Genomic DNA, 14506 nt, shown 5'->3' on the forward strand with positions numbered 1-14506 from the left:
AGCTTCTCACCTCGAGATAATTCCTGCTTAAACGTTGTACTCATGAATTGTAGTTCCTTGACTTAACCGATTGAAGGCTTGCCGTCACCGCAGAGTAGACAAGCCGCCCAATAGCGCCCCCTAGATCCGTGGCTGTTCCAGCGTATACATGCTCTGCACGGTACCGATTGTTCTGACTCACTCCAAGTACAATCGCATCCGTAGTTGTGCCCGTGGCTACTAGCCCATTCTCAGGGTCAGTAATGCCCAGATCAGCTAATGCCGCAGCCTTAGCTTCGACAGCTGTCATCACAGCATTAACCATCGCTGACGGTGTCAGGCGTCCGTCAATGCCCAGCATGATATTAATCGTGCCTGGGCGGTAAACCGCCAGTACATTACGTTTCACTCCGGCGCGCGCCGCATTTCCGGCGGCCGCGGTTACGCAGCAGAAGATACCGGCGGAGCCTGTGTCTTCTTCGGCTACCGCCGCATGCTCAAGGGGCACAGCGGTCATCAGTCCTGCGCAGCCGGATAACGGATAACCCCATTCTCCCAGCTTATTTTCCATATCCCGAACAGGATCGCTGCATTCATAATCCCGGTTGACAAATAAATTGACGGCCCGTTTGAGGCTGATCATACCTCCGCCATACACAGCACTGGATAGACCATCCGCCTCTTCCGGAAATTCCAGCTCCAGATGATCTCCCTTCAGCGTAAGCGTAAGTCCTGACCACACCTTAGAGTGATAGGAAGATAACGTTTCTTTTTCCTTAGGTTCAAACGGCAATATGATTTCACTCATTCCGTACCCCGCCCTCTCTCATTCCTATTCTATCTCCTGTTTCCTCCGCCATAATCTCCCCCATATGCTGGAGCAGACGAGAACAATCAGCAGCGTTTTTGACAGCCACGCGGATATGCCCTTTCCCAAGCCCCGGGTACATGGCACAGCTGCGCACTAGAATACCGCTTCGGCCAAGCAGGGTCTGCATCTTCTCAGCACTCCAGGGCGAGGGCAAACCGCATAGTAAGAAGTTAGCTTCCCCCGGCGGCACCTCGCACCCCAGCTTCAATAATCCCTGCCTCAGCTTGGCACGTTCCGAAATAATCAGGGCGCGTGTGCGCTGCTCATAATCTTCTCCACTCGTAAGGCAGGCTTCTCCTGCCAGCAGCGCCAAGCCGTTCACACTCCAAGTGACCTGTTTGCCCGTCATGGCAGCCGCAAGATCCGGGTGGGCAATTGTGAATCCAAGTCGCAGCCCGGGAATCGCGTAAAACTTTGTCATCGACCTTATCAGAATCGTATGCCGGTATTGCTCCAGCTCCGGCAGCAAGGAATTCCGCTCCGCTTCAGGAATGAAATCGATAAAGGCTTCGTCCACCGCCAGATAGGTTCCACAGCTCTCGGCCTTTTGTGCCAGCAGTCTAAGCTCTGCTAACGAATATTGGATGCCATTTGGATTGTTCGGCTGTCCTAAAAACAGCAGCTCTACCTTCTCTAACAGCCCAGAAATCTTATCTACATCGGCCCTATAGCCTTGCTCATTTGTGCCGTACACAGACAGCACCTCGGCACCGAACTGCTCTGAGAGCTGACGATACTCCGAGAAGCAGGGTTCCACAATACCTACGATCCGGGGAGTGAGAGCCAACAGCAGCAAAGCCATAGATTCTGCAGCCCCGTTACCCACCGTTAACCAACTGCTATCCGTTCCAAGACTGTCAGCCAGTAGACGCTTTAACCGACGGTGCCCCGGATCTGGGTAGGCAATAATAGAGGAAAGCGAATTCTGCAACAGGCTCATCACTTCAGGCGGCGGACCCAGCGGGTTAATATTGGCGCTAAAATCGAGAAATCCGCTATCTTCGTTCCCATAAAGCTCCGCCGCAGTCAATAAATCTCCGCCGTGGCCGTATTTTTCAAGCATAACCGCACTCCCTTATCTCCGTACTCATTCATCCTATGTAAAACCATTGCCCTCATTATTGCTTCATTCCCGGAAGTACGTCAATGATTTAGCGCTTCTCTTTTTGTGAATTCAACTCTTTTAGTTTACAATAAATGCTGTATTCAAACATGCTGCAACGGAGGAACTCACTATGATTTTCATTGATAACACAGGGATTACAGACGCATCTATCAATCTGGCGATTGAAGAATACGCGCTTAAGCATTTGCCTATGGACGAAAGCTACTTGCTCTTCTATATCAACAGTCCGTCTATCATCATTGGCAAACATCAAAATACAATTGAAGAAATCAATCAGGAATATGTAAAAGATAATAATATCCAGGTCGTTCGGCGCTTATCCGGCGGCGGTGCTGTCTATCATGATCTTGGCAATCTTAACTTCAGCTTCATCACTAAAGACGACGGACAATCGTTCCATAACTTTCTGAAATTCACACAACCGGTAATCGACTACTTGCAGAGCATGGGAGTAAATGCTGAGCTTAGCGGTCGTAATGATCTGCAGGTCGGTGAGCAAAAGATTTCCGGGAACGCCCAATTCTCCACTCGCGGACGGATGTTCAGTCACGGCACACTCATGTTCAATCTGAACCTGGATGATGTACAAGCCTCGCTGAATGTAAATCCGGAGAAATTTAAATCCAAAAGTACCAAATCCGTGCGCAGCCGCGTAGCCAACATCAAAGAATTGCTAGGAACCGATATGACGATTGAAGCATTCCGCGAGGGTCTGCTGCGTTCGATCTTTGGCATGGAACCTTCCGAGGTGCCTCAGTACAAGCTGGAAGAGAAGGACTGGGTGAAGATCCACGAGATCTCCGAAGAGCATTATAAGAACTGGGATTGGAACTACGGTCAATCGCCGAAGAGCAATGTGAAGCATATGCGTAAATTCCCGGCTGGGTTAATTGATATTCGGATGGATATTGAGGATGCTAGAATTCAGGATATCAAAATCTATGGCGACTTCTTCGGTGTAGGTGATGTTGCCGATGTAGAAAATGCACTTCGCGGCAAACGCTATGAGCAGCTGGAGGTTAGAGAGGCGTTAGCCGGTCTGGATTTGAAGCATTACTTTGGCCGCATTGAGCCTGAGGATTTCATGGGCTTGGTATTTCTAGAAGAATAGTGCGTTAGCTGTACGAAAAGAGGACTCCTGCGAACCACGGCAGGAGTCCTCTGTTATGTAACTCAGGGTTAGTTAAATTAACGAGATAGAATAAATACGTAGATGAACAGCGTCAGTGTGAGCATAATGCATACCTTCTCCACTGCACTGCCTTTCTTAGTCCCGGTACTCATAAGCTTCAGGCGAAGTTTAAAGGGAAGCGGGGGCAGCGGCGTAATGCCGTGCTGGGTCAATGAATCGGCGAGCAGATGAAGGGCATAGGACATTCCGCCTGCTATCCATATGCTACTACCATCCACCCTGCCCAAGGAGGCGAAATACAAGAGCGCTCCCCAACCGGCAACAGCGTAGAGCGTATGCGTCAATCCCCGGTGCGGAACCAGTGCCGAGAGAGCAAGCGCACAAGCTGCGATATAGTGCCACGGATCATAAGCTTCTCCGAACGCGAACAAGCCTAAGGCTATCAACAGCATGACCAGATGCCTCAGCCTTCTGCCAGGTAAGAAAGAGACACTGCCGACAAGCAGGGCGAGTATGATATTCCACGGTGGAGCTGCAATACCAGCAAAATAAAGGTAGACGGCTCCCCCTAACAAAGCAATTTGCAGCCCTCTCAGCAAAAATTCCGGTATAGCCTTGCGTACCAGTAGAGAATTGGGTTCATCGATGTCAGGCAGTAGTGAACTTAGCGCTGCTACGGCAATAACAGGGATAGAGATCTCATATCCCAGCAGACTCATAGCCGATAGGGTAACCCCAGTGCTGATTATGAAATGGGATTTGCCCATCATAGTGAAACCGCCCCTTTCTTAGATGTTAAAAAACAGGAACAAGTGTGCGGTTATCGAAGTATATCAAGGCCTTCCTTTTTTGTCCAGCCTTATGGTAAAATCCCTTTCAAATCATGGCTTTCCCCAAAGCTTTGGCTTGTCCTGCCTCTAAATTTAGGATACAATTTGGACAACTTGACCTTCCCTTCCTTAAAGGAGGGATGTGCAGAGAAAGGATGACCTGCTGTGAATCGCTCCCGTATGGCCGATTTCAGCCTGCTGCTGGTAGCGATGATGTGGGGATGTACGTTTCTGATTGTGCAGACTGCAGTCAGAGTCTTGCCTCCGCTCGCTTTTAACAGTATTCGTTTTACGGGTGCTGCCGTACTGCTGGCCTTAATTACTCTAGTTTTCTATCGAAGTGAATGGAAGAAGGTAAGCTGGGGGATGGTACGTCACTCTCTGCTGCTGGGGCTGTTTCTGTTCATGGGTTATGGCTTCCAGACGGTTGGATTGCTGTACACCACCACCTCCAATACCGGATTTATTACCGGACTATCGGTGGTACTGGTTCCATTCCTGTCTCTAGCCTTATTGAAGCACTCGATCTCGCGTTATACCTGGGTAAGCGCAGTGCTGGCAGCGGTCGGACTATACCTGCTCACGTTCACCGGAACAGCGATGTCCTTGAATAAAGGCGATGGGTTTATCCTGCTCTGTGCCATTGCTTTTGCTCTGCAGATCGCCTATACAGGAGTCTATGCCCCACGCTATCCCGCCCTCCCGCTGGCTTCCCTGCAATTGGCTGTTGTGGGTCTATTCAGCACTATGGGCTCCCTCCTATTTGAGGGGCCGGGTAGCCTGGCTCATGCAGGTCAGCTTATTGGGAAGCCGGATGTACTGTTGGCACTGCTCATATCTATCGGTCCGACCAGTGCTTTTGCCTTCTGGATCCAAACGGCCTGCCAGAAGTACACTACACCTTCACGTGTAGCTATTATTTATGCCATGGAGCCGGTGTTCGCCGCATTCACCGGGTTAGCCTTTGGCGGGGAGACCCTTGGTGTTTCTGCATTGCTGGGCTGCGTTTTCATACTAGCCGGTATGCTTATGGCGGAGCTTACACCGGATCTGAGCCGTTTGAAGAGTAATGATTGGTTCCGCTATCGTCTATTTAGAAAGAAATAAGGAGAGAAACCACACATGTACAAATTGATTGCGATCGACATTGACGACACCTTGATTAATGATGACAAGGAAGTAACCCCTGCCACACAAACTGCTCTTGAGCAAGCTGTTGCCGCAGGTGTTGTTGTAACACTCGCTACAGGCCGCGCGTATGCATCGGCACAAGCCATCGCCCGTCAGACCGGACTTAACGTACCGATTATCACCTACCAAGGTGCGCTTATTAAGAATCTGCTGGACGAAGAAGTTTTGTACGAACGTTATGTACCTGAGGACGCTGTACGCAAGCTTTTTACTTACTGTGTAGAGCATGATTTGCACCTGCAAACCTACATTGACGACAAGCTGTATGCCCGCGAAGAGAACCAAAAGCTGATCGACTACACCACCTTGAACAAAACCCAATATTATGTGGAGCCGGACTGGGAAAAGCTCGTTCCTCAGAAAACACCTAAAATGCTAATTATCGATGACCCTGATTTCTTGGATGAATTAACACCTATCCTCCGCGAACTTCTGGGAGACTCTGTGCACATTACGAAATCCAAGCCCTACTTCTTGGAAATTATGCACCATGAGGGCACCAAAGGTATAGCGTTAGAATTTCTAGCCAATCATTTCGGCTGTGACCTGTCCGAGACCATCGCTGTCGGTGATTCTTGGAACGATCATGAAATGCTTGAAGCTGCCGGCCTTGGCGTAGCGATGGAGAATGCCATTCCTGCTCTGAAGAAAATCGCCGATTTCATCACCTACAGCAACAATGAAGATGGTGTGAAGCATGTAATCGAGAAGTTTATTTTGCAAAATGCTTAGCAGCAAACGTAACAAGAAGAAACGGCTTTGCCGTCCTTAATGGGAGTCTATGCTTCCGAAGCAGCGATACTCCGTATCGCTTTCAGGTATCCATTTCTCGTAGAAATATAAGCAATGTATACTGAAAACTTATACTTCCTTATATTTAAAAAAGGCTCAACACAAGATCAGTGCTTTACATGTGAAAAGTAGGACAGAAATTTGTTACGCCTCATAGAGGGAGTTTCTCCCTCTATTTCTGCACCCGACACCCCGTTTGGGCAATTAGAGGGGATTCGCCCGTTATTTTTGAGGATATGCCTAGGAGCTGAAGACCACTTACACCGCGCAGGACCACGATCTGCCGCTGGCTGCTTTATAACACAGATTAGAGTAAAATGAACGTTTGGGTGAACGGGTGATTCGAGCAGGAAGGCAGGTAGGAAGAAACAACCTAATTCCCTTGTACCACACCTACAAACAACATCCGAGATACTACTTCCTACTCTCTTACACAAACTTCTTGATGCTACCAAAACTCGGAGATAATCAGTGAGATAGATGTATTTTAAACACTTATTTCTAGCTTTTGGCGCTGTGATGTATGGATAGATGTACTTTGTGCAACTAAAAACACGAAAATGCCGGTTAAACCCCGGAATACCCAAAAATAAGTGTATAAAGTGCAATTAAACCCCCTAAAGTGTGCTCAAGGAGAACTATAAGTGTACATTATGCAACTATATATATTGAAATCTATGTAGGTAGACGATTTGCCGTATTTGTCGCGGATACCTGGGGAGATACTTCTACTCTCATACACAAGTATATTGACGTTATTTCATTGGGACGGTATGCGTAGGATTTAGGGATATTACCCTTTTAATTTTAAAAAAACCAGTTCAACACTCTAAAAGTGTCGGACTGGTTTTTTACTATCTATCACACCTTCTGTTTTACTTAGCATAAATACGTTTCCGTTGTTCCTCCACAAGTGCTGACAGCTCAGGTGTGGCATATCCGGCAGGTCGGAACGCAGCATGTTTGAAATTATAAATCACTTCCAAAGAAGAACCGTCGATAAGTTCAATTTGAATCCAGTAATCCCCACCCGCCAAACCTTTTGACTCCTTGTACATCTTATTGTATGGGACATAAGGCAGTTTAGGGTATTCTTCGGCAAACGTTGCCGCGGCCTCCGGTGTAAAGTCCTTCAGATGCGTTATGCCGTCATTTCCGTTCACAAACCGAACCGTTTTTATTTTCCCGGCGATGTCTAGTAGATCATTTATTGTTTTAGCTTTGGGATTATCGGTGGCTTCATACAGGAAATCACCCGCCCACAGCCTTGCTGACGTTGCATATCCCTTTACCTCATACAGCTCTGTACCTTCCCTAAGAAGCGTAGCATCTCCGTCCTGCATAATATAGCCAAGACAAGCATTGCCCGACATGCGGTATTGGATTTTGCCGACATTGCTTCCTTTTTCTAAATTGTTAATGTCACTCCTGTAATTCTGGTTATAGGTGATGCCGTTAAATTTAAGTACGGAAGCATAATCAATATCTGCTATTTTGTTACAGTTCTTCCCCTCCTGCTTAGGGACCGGTGAATTTATTGCATTGGAATCTACGGTTGGGTTGCCTTTATCATTAGTCGCTTCATTACAGCCAGATAAGAGTAAAATAGCCATAACAGCGGCCATAATATGAAGCATGCAAAATCTGTCCCTCCTCATTCCACACTCCTCTTGCTCGTTTTATAGATCAGTATTTTTCCAAGAATGTACAAAGCATTTATCATAATAATTAAAAAAGATAAGATGGAGAACACTCTACTGATCGAGGAAAATGTCAACATTAGCAATGAAAATACTAGTATGAAGGGACTAGCCTTTAAAAAATTTCTGTGAAAGATATCATCTATAGATTTCATAAAATTCATGAAGAACCCCATTCCTCCTATAATTAAAACTCCGCCCCGCGTACCTTCGCATACACTTTGCTGTCATGCAGTTCCCCATCGAACCCCCGGCAATTACTGCGCAGAATTCCATCCAGTGTAAAGCCCGCACGTTCGGCTACCGCAGCACTTTTGATATTCCTTGCGCTACAGCGGATTTCGATCTGGTTGGCTTCAAGTGTATGTATTGCGAAATCCGTAATTCCGTTAACAGCTTCAGTCATATAACCATAACCCGAGCAAGAGCTTCTAATCCAGTATCCGATTTCAAAATTGCGGGTATCCCAATTGATCTGATGCAGGCCGCTATTGCCGATGAATGAACCGGTGCTTTTGTTAAAAATCCGCATGTGCAGTTTATCACGTTTCAAAAACGCCAACCGTGCCTCACGCGTAAATATCTCCGATTCTTCAAGGGTAGGCATAGTTTTGGCAAAAAGCATCCACGGCCTCAGCTCATTGAGACTCTCACCTATTGCTTCATTCAAAATTGCACCGTCTCCCCAGAGTGCTGCACGGATAAGAAGACGTTCGGTTTCAAAGCTTTCAGGAAAAGAAATAAGGATCGGATCTATAGAATTAGTCACAATATAACCCTCCGTCTCAAAATAATATTGAAATATATGTAAGTCATCTTGCTTTCCCTTTATAACATGAATAGGTATTTTTTGTAAACAAGAAGAAACGGCTTTGCCGTCCTAAAAAAAAAGAGACATTCCCAAGCTACTAAGTAACACTTAGCCGGGATTGCCTCTTAAAATAACCTTGTTTTAGCTCAATTTCAACTTCATTCCTGTTCGCGCTAATGTGACATTCTCAGGCAATGTATAGTCCTTGAGAAAATTTACATCATGAGACATATGGGTATAGACTGCCCGACGAGGCTTCACTATCTTCAGCAGCTCAGCAGCTTCCGTCATATCGTAGACCGACCGTGTCGAGAGCTCAGCAGCCTCATAATAAAAGCTCGTCCCCAGCACAAGCAAATCAGCTCCATGCATCCGTTTGGTTTCGTCTGGCCCCAGTGAAATGGAGTCCGGGCAGTAAACCCATGAATAGCCTTCTTTCTCCAACCTATAGGCGTAGGAGTAGCCATTCTTGCCATGACAGACCTTCCAAGTATCTATTTGCCAGCCATCAAGCGTAATACCGTCATCGCAAGGAATCATGTCTATATGACTGCCAAGCCACGGATATTGACGTTCAATAATCGGAATGACTTCAGCCGGGGCGTACATTTCACCTCTATATCCCATCCAGCGGCAAGCATCCGCCCACTCCGGCAAGCCGCCAATATGGTCAAAATGGGCATGGGTAATCAACAGCCTGCGCATATTGCGTATCCCCTGCGCTTCCATTTGCCGCCGCCAATCCGGACCGCAATCGATCACCAATACGTCACTGCCGTTATCTATAAGCACCGAGGAGCGTAACCGGACGTTGACTCCGCCCGCTCTCGCTTCGGTGCAGGTATCGCAGCTGCAATACACCCGGGGAACGCCCATGGCATCCCCTGTACCCAAAAAAACCAATGTATCCATACGTTTCTCTCCTCTATATTTCCACTCACGGAAGTCTTTAACCTATTATAGAATAAGAGGCTGTGGCATTGCACGTAGAGGAAAGAAGTGGAGAGAGAATCTAACATCAGGAGTTGAGTCGATAGATTATACTCATCATAAGAAGCTTACTGAATAGGAGGGTTTTAAATGAAGGTATGGGAGCTTGGAACCTCTAGAGAAGATTCTATCTATTATGAGGAGGAAGATAAATTTTATTCATTAGCGCCTTTGGGTTCTTTTAATGGTGAAATTATAAAAAAATGGGAAATCACAAAGTTCTCACTTAATAAAGGACTGAATTTAGATACAGTTTCTTTTCTTAATAAGGTGCCGGTATTTAGTCGAAAAGCAATTAATTCGACAGGAGATTTGTTAGACAATGATGTTCAGATATTGCCCATACAGATTAATCTTCAAGAGTACTACTTACTGAATGTTACTTGCGTTATTGACTGTTTCAATTATGAAAAATCTTTGTATAGAACTAGAAGTAACGGAACGATTAGAGATATTTCAAAATATGTATTTCATACCAATCGATTAGATGGACAATTCATATATAAAACGCCGGAAGAAGTCTTATCAAAAGTGTTCGTAACGGATAAATTTCGTGATCGGGTAATTGAGCAAGGCTTAACAGGATTCAGCTTCCGAGAGTTATTTGATTCTGAAGAAGATCCAAGCATAAGAGAAAACAAGCGTCGTATATATCACGAGATGTTGGAACAAATCGAACAGAGGGAAGCAAGAACATTTGATATGCGAGAAGCCTCCAAACTCGTTGAAGAAAAAGGTATAGCGGTAGCTAGCGGAAAATGGAAGTGGCAAAAAAACCGTGATGGAATCATTGTACTAGGAGAGCTGACAGAAGAGTTTAGCGATTATACCTGGATGAAACCCACCTTTATCCCACCAATTTTGATTGATCTAAAATGGAAGGAAGTCGAGAAATCCGATATTTGAACCCCAAACGTAAAAACCGTGTAGAACTAACTTCTACACGGTTTTTTTAGCTATTCCATATTCTATTTATCCAATCAAACATCATAATAACCTTAGATGCCAGCAAGCACTTGATACCAAATTCCCCGGTTGGAATATAATGTGCTTCGCACTTCGTCCCAACCGCCCAGATAATTAATGTCGAACAGCCCGGCTGGAACCGGATAACGGCTCTCATTCTCTGCATAGACCTGCTTATCTACCGGACGGAAGCCATGTTTGGCAAATACCTTTTGTGCTTCGGGTGTCACCAAATAATTTACCAATGCTTCAGATGCCTCACGTGTTCCGCGGGCATCAACATATTTGTCTACAACCGCGGCTGGATTTTCGATAAGGATGGTATTCTTAGGTATAATGACCTCGTATTTGACGCCTTTGGCAATGCGTGCGAGCAGTTCATTCTCATAGGTAACGATGACATCGCCTACTCCATACTCGAAGGCAGCCATAGATGCGCGTCCGCTTTTGTCCAGAGACTCTACATTCGCGTGTACGCTCTCCAAGAACGCTTTTGCTATCGCAGGGTCTTTGGCTCCCTTTAGTTCCTCAGACCGCTTCAGGCCCGCTCCATAGATGGCATTAATATCCCACTGCGCTCCACCGGAGGTCTTCGGATTAGGATACAGCACCTTAACCCCTGGCTTTGCCAGATCATCGAAATCATGAATTCCCTTTGGATTGCCTTCACGGGTACCCAGTGCAACCACCGAGCGTGTCACCATACCGCCCTCACCGCGTTCCTTCCAATTCGGCAGAACCAGACCGGCTTTGACCAGCTTCTCGATATCTCCCTCCATCGCCAGCAGTGTTACATCGGCTTCAAATCCTCCAGCAATAGCTCTAGCCTGAGTTCCAGAAGCTTCATAAGACTGCTGAAAAACTAGGGTCTGTCCGGTGTCAGCCTTCCATTTCGCTGCAAACAACGGCAATATTTCCTCCACGGCATCCTTCGCCACACTGTAGGCACCAACGACCAGCGTTAGATCACCTTGCTTAGGAGCGAAAACCTCCGTACTATTACTCTCCTTCTCACTGGTGCAACCCATAACTGACAGAGCAGAAAGGGTAAGCATCAGGGTGACAAGCCATACGTGCAGTTGTCTGCTCCCTTTAAAAAGCCTCATTACGGCCCACATCCTTCGAGGTATGAAGTTTAAAAGTCCGGTGTCTCGATCGTGCCTGCGTGGAATGTTTGGGCTTCCGATCGCTGTTATGCTCTAATTTCTTGAATTTGAACCGCATTGCGGTTGAAATTAGACCATAGCGTATGCTTTCGAAGCTAGCTTTCCTACGGAAAGCTTTCGGGCGAACGCTAACGCTTCTCCAGCTCCAAACTTCCCCTTCGTCACTCCGACACCATACTGTTAAACTTTAGTTTTTTATTAAATAAACACAGGCATTGGATCTTCTTTGAGGCGGTTTTCCTGAATCCAGCTACGATTGTCATTGAATAGATAAGCCCGGTGTACCAACACGGAGATGTCCTGACCCACTTGCAGGGTTTCTTTCTCCAAGGATCGGTAGGTAACCAGCTTATTGCCGTTCACTTCTACCTCTACTAGCCATTCGCTGCCGCGGAAATGCAGATGTTTTACAATACCTTGCTCGGTAGCCGAGGCCATTTTGAATTCATGCAGACTGCCTACTTCTATATACTCCGGACGTATGAGTGCTTTGGTGGGCTTGCCCCCGCCAGCGCCTTCGAAGCCTTTTAGCTCAGAGGCACTCTCAATCAAGGTAGATTCGCCAATGAAGGTCGCCACAAACGGCGTCTTCGGCTCTTTATAAATATCCCAAGGTGTACCCTTTTGCTCCAGACGACCTTGGTTAATGATCATAATTTCGTCCGCCACTTCAATCGCTTCGTCTTGGTCATGAGTTACAAAGATTGAGGTTATTCCCACACGTTCAATCAGCTCACGCAGCCAGGAACGCAGCTCCTGCCGGATCTTGGCATCAATAGCAGCGAACGGCTCATCCAGAAGCAGCAATTGGGGCTCAGGGGCAAGCGCTCGTGCGAACGCAACCCGCTGACGCTGTCCGCCCGACAATTGATGGGGATAGCGACTTTCGAAACCTTTTAACCCCGTTAGCTCCACCAGTTCCGTTACCCGGTCACGAATGGCTGTCTTGCTCGCTTTTTTAACCTTCAAGCCGAATGCGATGTTCTCATAAGCAGTCATATGTTTGAATAGGGCATAGTTCTGGAATACGAAGCCGATCCCGCGCTCCTGAGGAGGGAGGCTGTTTACCGTCTGACCATGAAATATAATATCTCCGCTATCTGGTGTCTCAAGCCCAGCCAGCATACGCAGGATAGAGGTTTTGCCTCCGCCGCTGGGGCCAAGCAAACCGATTAGATGACCTTTGGTGATCCCGAAGTTAACGTCCTTGACCGCATGAAAATCTCCAAAATGCTTATTCAACCCACGGACTTCAACATGCATATCAGTGCACTCCCTTTCGTCTCTTCGTCCACTCCATTAACAGAAGCAGTCCCACTGAGAAAGCAGCCAGTACAAGCGCTACACCACCCGCAGCGGCTACATTAAAATTCTCCACATCTTGATATACCAGCGTAGTTGCCGTTTGGGTTTTGTTCATAATATTACCTGAGACCACGAGCACAGCACCGAACTCTCCCAAGGAACGGGCGACGGTTAAAATCACACCGTACATCACAGCCCAGCGGATCGATGGCCAAGTTACTCTCCAAAATGTAGTCCAGCCATACGCACCCAGCGTTGAAGCCGCCTCCTCCTGTTGAGAGCCGATCTCCTGAAGTACCGGCATCACCTCACGCACCATCAGGGGAAAAGTAACGAACAGGGTAGCAATCACCATACCGGGAAAGGCATAGACGATCTTTACTCCGATTTCCTCAAACAGGGCTCCGAGCGGGCTATCTGGACCAAGCAACAGAACAATCATCAACCCCCCAATTACAGGAGATACCGCATAAGGGAGATCGACAATACTATTTAGCAGCCCCTTTAGGCGGCGTCCTATCCAAGTGGCCCGAACGAGATACAGAGCCATCATAATTCCAAATAACGTATTCAGCAGGGTAACAACTATAACAACAAGCCCGGTCATCAATAACGCATGCAGCGCCTCCGGACGGGTTAAGGCATTCCAGAATCCTTCAAAACCATTACTGAAAGCTCCAGTAGTCATCTTGCTGAGCGGTGCAATAATAAGTAGAAAAAAGACAAGGTAAGTAAGGGCGATCCACAATCTCCTCATGATCTTCTCCCCCGCATCTGCACCATATTAATGAGCCATAGGATGAGAAAGGACAAGGTCAACAGGATGACAGAGACAGCAGCAGCTCCAACCGGGTTATCACTCTCTACCTCTCCAAATATAAATACGGAGGATACAAGCGTCCGGCCCGGGATATTCCCGGCTACGAGGACGACAGCACCGAACTCAGCCAGTGCCCGCGAGAAGGCCAGCATTCCCCCGCTAATCATACCGGGCAGCATGGAGGGCAGTATGACCTTTCGGAAGACCCGGCTGCCTTTAGCGCCCATAGTATAAGCCGCTTCCTCTTCAGAGGGATCGAGCTCCTCCAGCAGCGGTTGTACCGCTCGTATAACAAACGGAAAAGTTACAAAGATCATGGCGATTACAATAGCAGGTTGGTGAAAAACAATCTCGAAACCCAGTGCCTCCGCCGCTTTCCCAATGAAGCTTCCGGGCCCAAGCAGCAGCAATATCATTAGTCCGCCTACCGCCGTGGGCAAAGCGAACGGCAAATCAACCAAGCTGTTCAGAATGGACTTTCCGGGGAATTTGTACCGAATAAGAACCCAGGCGATCATCGTCCCCACAACCACATTAATAACAGTAGCAACAATAGCCAGCTTCAGTGTCAACAATACCGATTTCCAAGCAATTGGGTCAGTAACACTCTCGAAGAAGCTGCGGAACCCGAGTGAAAAAGAGTTGTAGTAAACACCGAGAATTGGCAATACGATTAATACTACAAAATATAACAAGATTGTAGTACGGAATCCCCAGGTCCATCCTTTGTGTCTGAGTAGTGAATTCAACGATTATGACCCCCCACCTCCGGCAAACCGGTCGGTATTCTTTTCAAAACCCTTCATAGATTATTCCTATTAATATAC

General features: G+C 47.1%; 14 protein-coding genes. 4 read left to right on the top strand and 10 right to left on the bottom strand.

Annotation, left to right across the window (positions count from 1 at the left end):
- Positions 1 to 40: 40 nt before the first annotated feature.
- The gene (locus PWYN_RS06050; RefSeq protein WP_036649498.1) at positions 41 to 787 is read right to left on the bottom strand and encodes an adenosylcobinamide amidohydrolase; all 747 of its coding nucleotides are present in this window, start codon (positions 785 to 787) and stop codon (positions 41 to 43) included.
- Positions 780 to 1913: a pyridoxal phosphate-dependent aminotransferase gene (locus tag PWYN_RS06055; protein WP_052087788.1), complete on the bottom strand. Its 1134-nt coding sequence runs from the start codon at positions 1911 to 1913 to the stop codon at positions 780 to 782. The genes PWYN_RS06050 and PWYN_RS06055 overlap by 8 nt, the downstream gene beginning before the upstream one ends.
- Before the next feature lie 172 nt (positions 1914 to 2085).
- Here PWYN_RS06055 and PWYN_RS06060 point away from each other — a divergent pair, with 172 nt between their 5' ends.
- Complete coding sequence (locus PWYN_RS06060) at positions 2086 to 3087, top strand: lipoate--protein ligase (protein ID WP_036649500.1); 1002 nt, start codon at positions 2086 to 2088, stop codon at positions 3085 to 3087.
- 77 nt (positions 3088 to 3164) lie between these two features.
- Here PWYN_RS06060 and PWYN_RS06065 read toward each other — a convergent pair whose 3' ends face one another.
- Positions 3165 to 3878 (bottom strand): metal-dependent hydrolase, encoded by a 714-nt coding sequence (locus tag PWYN_RS06065; RefSeq protein WP_036649501.1) that lies wholly within the window; start codon positions 3876 to 3878, stop codon positions 3165 to 3167.
- Between the two features lie 225 nt (positions 3879 to 4103).
- On the opposite strand from PWYN_RS06065, the gene PWYN_RS06070 reads away from it, so the two are divergent.
- Both PWYN_RS06070 and PWYN_RS06075 read left to right on the top strand, forming a co-directional pair.
- A complete protein-coding gene (locus PWYN_RS06070) occupies positions 4104 to 5045 on the top strand; it encodes a DMT family transporter (RefSeq protein WP_036649503.1) in 942 nt (313 codons plus the stop codon).
- 15 nt (positions 5046 to 5060) lie between these two features.
- A complete protein-coding gene (locus PWYN_RS06075; protein ID WP_036649505.1) occupies positions 5061 to 5861 on the top strand; it encodes a Cof-type HAD-IIB family hydrolase in 801 nt (266 codons plus the stop codon).
- 935 nt (positions 5862 to 6796) lie between these two features.
- On the opposite strand, the gene PWYN_RS27880 is transcribed toward PWYN_RS06075, so the two are convergent.
- The 3 genes from PWYN_RS27880 to PWYN_RS06095 all read right to left on the bottom strand — a co-directional run bounded on the left by PWYN_RS27880 (position 6797) and on the right by PWYN_RS06095 (position 9344).
- Positions 6797 to 7558: a hypothetical protein gene (locus PWYN_RS27880; protein ID WP_052087789.1), complete on the bottom strand. Its 762-nt coding sequence runs from the start codon at positions 7556 to 7558 to the stop codon at positions 6797 to 6799.
- A gap of 250 nt (positions 7559 to 7808) precedes the next feature.
- On the bottom strand, positions 7809 to 8390 hold the full coding sequence (locus PWYN_RS06090) for a GNAT family N-acetyltransferase (RefSeq protein ID WP_420805722.1): 582 nt from the start codon (positions 8388 to 8390) through the stop codon (positions 7809 to 7811).
- Between the two features lie 183 nt (positions 8391 to 8573).
- Positions 8574 to 9344, bottom strand: a complete 771-nt coding sequence (locus PWYN_RS06095) for an MBL fold metallo-hydrolase (protein WP_036649511.1) — start codon at positions 9342 to 9344, stop codon at positions 8574 to 8576.
- Positions 9345 to 9512: 168 nt separating this feature from the next.
- Between PWYN_RS06095 and PWYN_RS06100 the strand changes: the two genes are divergently transcribed.
- Positions 9513 to 10328: an imm11 family protein gene (locus PWYN_RS06100; RefSeq protein ID WP_036649514.1), complete on the top strand. Its 816-nt coding sequence runs from the start codon at positions 9513 to 9515 to the stop codon at positions 10326 to 10328.
- A 92-nt stretch (positions 10329 to 10420) separates the two neighbouring features.
- On the opposite strand, the gene PWYN_RS06105 is transcribed toward PWYN_RS06100, so the two are convergent.
- The 4 genes from PWYN_RS06105 to cysT form a co-directional block, all read right to left on the bottom strand.
- Positions 10421 to 11494 (bottom strand): sulfate ABC transporter substrate-binding protein, encoded by a 1074-nt coding sequence (locus PWYN_RS06105; RefSeq protein ID WP_036649516.1) that lies wholly within the window; start codon positions 11492 to 11494, stop codon positions 10421 to 10423.
- A 258-nt stretch (positions 11495 to 11752) separates the two neighbouring features.
- Positions 11753 to 12817 (bottom strand): sulfate/molybdate ABC transporter ATP-binding protein, encoded by a 1065-nt coding sequence (locus PWYN_RS06110; protein ID WP_036649518.1) that lies wholly within the window; start codon positions 12815 to 12817, stop codon positions 11753 to 11755.
- A gap of 1 nt (position 12818) precedes the next feature.
- Positions 12819 to 13616: a sulfate ABC transporter permease gene (locus tag PWYN_RS06115; RefSeq protein ID WP_036649521.1), complete on the bottom strand. Its 798-nt coding sequence runs from the start codon at positions 13614 to 13616 to the stop codon at positions 12819 to 12821.
- Complete coding sequence (cysT, locus tag PWYN_RS06120; RefSeq protein WP_036649524.1) at positions 13613 to 14428, bottom strand: sulfate ABC transporter permease subunit CysT; 816 nt, start codon at positions 14426 to 14428, stop codon at positions 13613 to 13615. Before cysT ends, PWYN_RS06115 begins: the two co-directional genes overlap by 4 nt.
- Positions 14429 to 14506 lie beyond the last annotated feature (78 nt).

This window comes from Paenibacillus wynnii, from assembly GCF_000757885.1.
Taxonomy (GTDB): Bacteria; Bacillota; Bacilli; order Paenibacillales; family Paenibacillaceae; genus Paenibacillus_AQ; species Paenibacillus_AQ wynnii.

Excerpts from the sequence above, each read along its gene's own strand:
- PWYN_RS06050 (WP_036649498.1), bottom strand. The coding sequence starts at position 787 with ATGAGTGAAATCATATTGCCGTTTGAACCTAAGGAAAAAGAAACGTTA.
- PWYN_RS06055 (WP_052087788.1), bottom strand. The coding sequence starts at position 1,913 with ATGCTTGAAAAATACGGCCACGGCGGAGATTTATTGACTGCGGCGGAG.
- PWYN_RS06060 (WP_036649500.1), top strand. The coding sequence starts at position 2,086 with ATGATTTTCATTGATAACACAGGGATTACAGACGCATCTATCAATCTG.
- PWYN_RS06065 (WP_036649501.1), bottom strand. The coding sequence starts at position 3,878 with ATGATGGGCAAATCCCATTTCATAATCAGCACTGGGGTTACCCTATCG.
- PWYN_RS06075 (WP_036649505.1), top strand. The coding sequence starts at position 5,061 with ATGTACAAATTGATTGCGATCGACATTGACGACACCTTGATTAATGAT.
- PWYN_RS27880 (WP_052087789.1), bottom strand. The coding sequence starts at position 7,558 with ATGCTTCATATTATGGCCGCTGTTATGGCTATTTTACTCTTATCTGGC.
- PWYN_RS06095 (WP_036649511.1), bottom strand. The coding sequence starts at position 9,344 with ATGGATACATTGGTTTTTTTGGGTACAGGGGATGCCATGGGCGTTCCC.
- PWYN_RS06100 (WP_036649514.1), top strand. The coding sequence starts at position 9,513 with ATGAAGGTATGGGAGCTTGGAACCTCTAGAGAAGATTCTATCTATTAT.
- PWYN_RS06105 (WP_036649516.1), bottom strand. The coding sequence starts at position 11,494 with ATGAGGCTTTTTAAAGGGAGCAGACAACTGCACGTATGGCTTGTCACC.
- PWYN_RS06110 (WP_036649518.1), bottom strand. The coding sequence starts at position 12,817 with ATGCATGTTGAAGTCCGTGGGTTGAATAAGCATTTTGGAGATTTTCAT.
- PWYN_RS06115 (WP_036649521.1), bottom strand. The coding sequence starts at position 13,616 with ATGAGGAGATTGTGGATCGCCCTTACTTACCTTGTCTTTTTTCTACTT.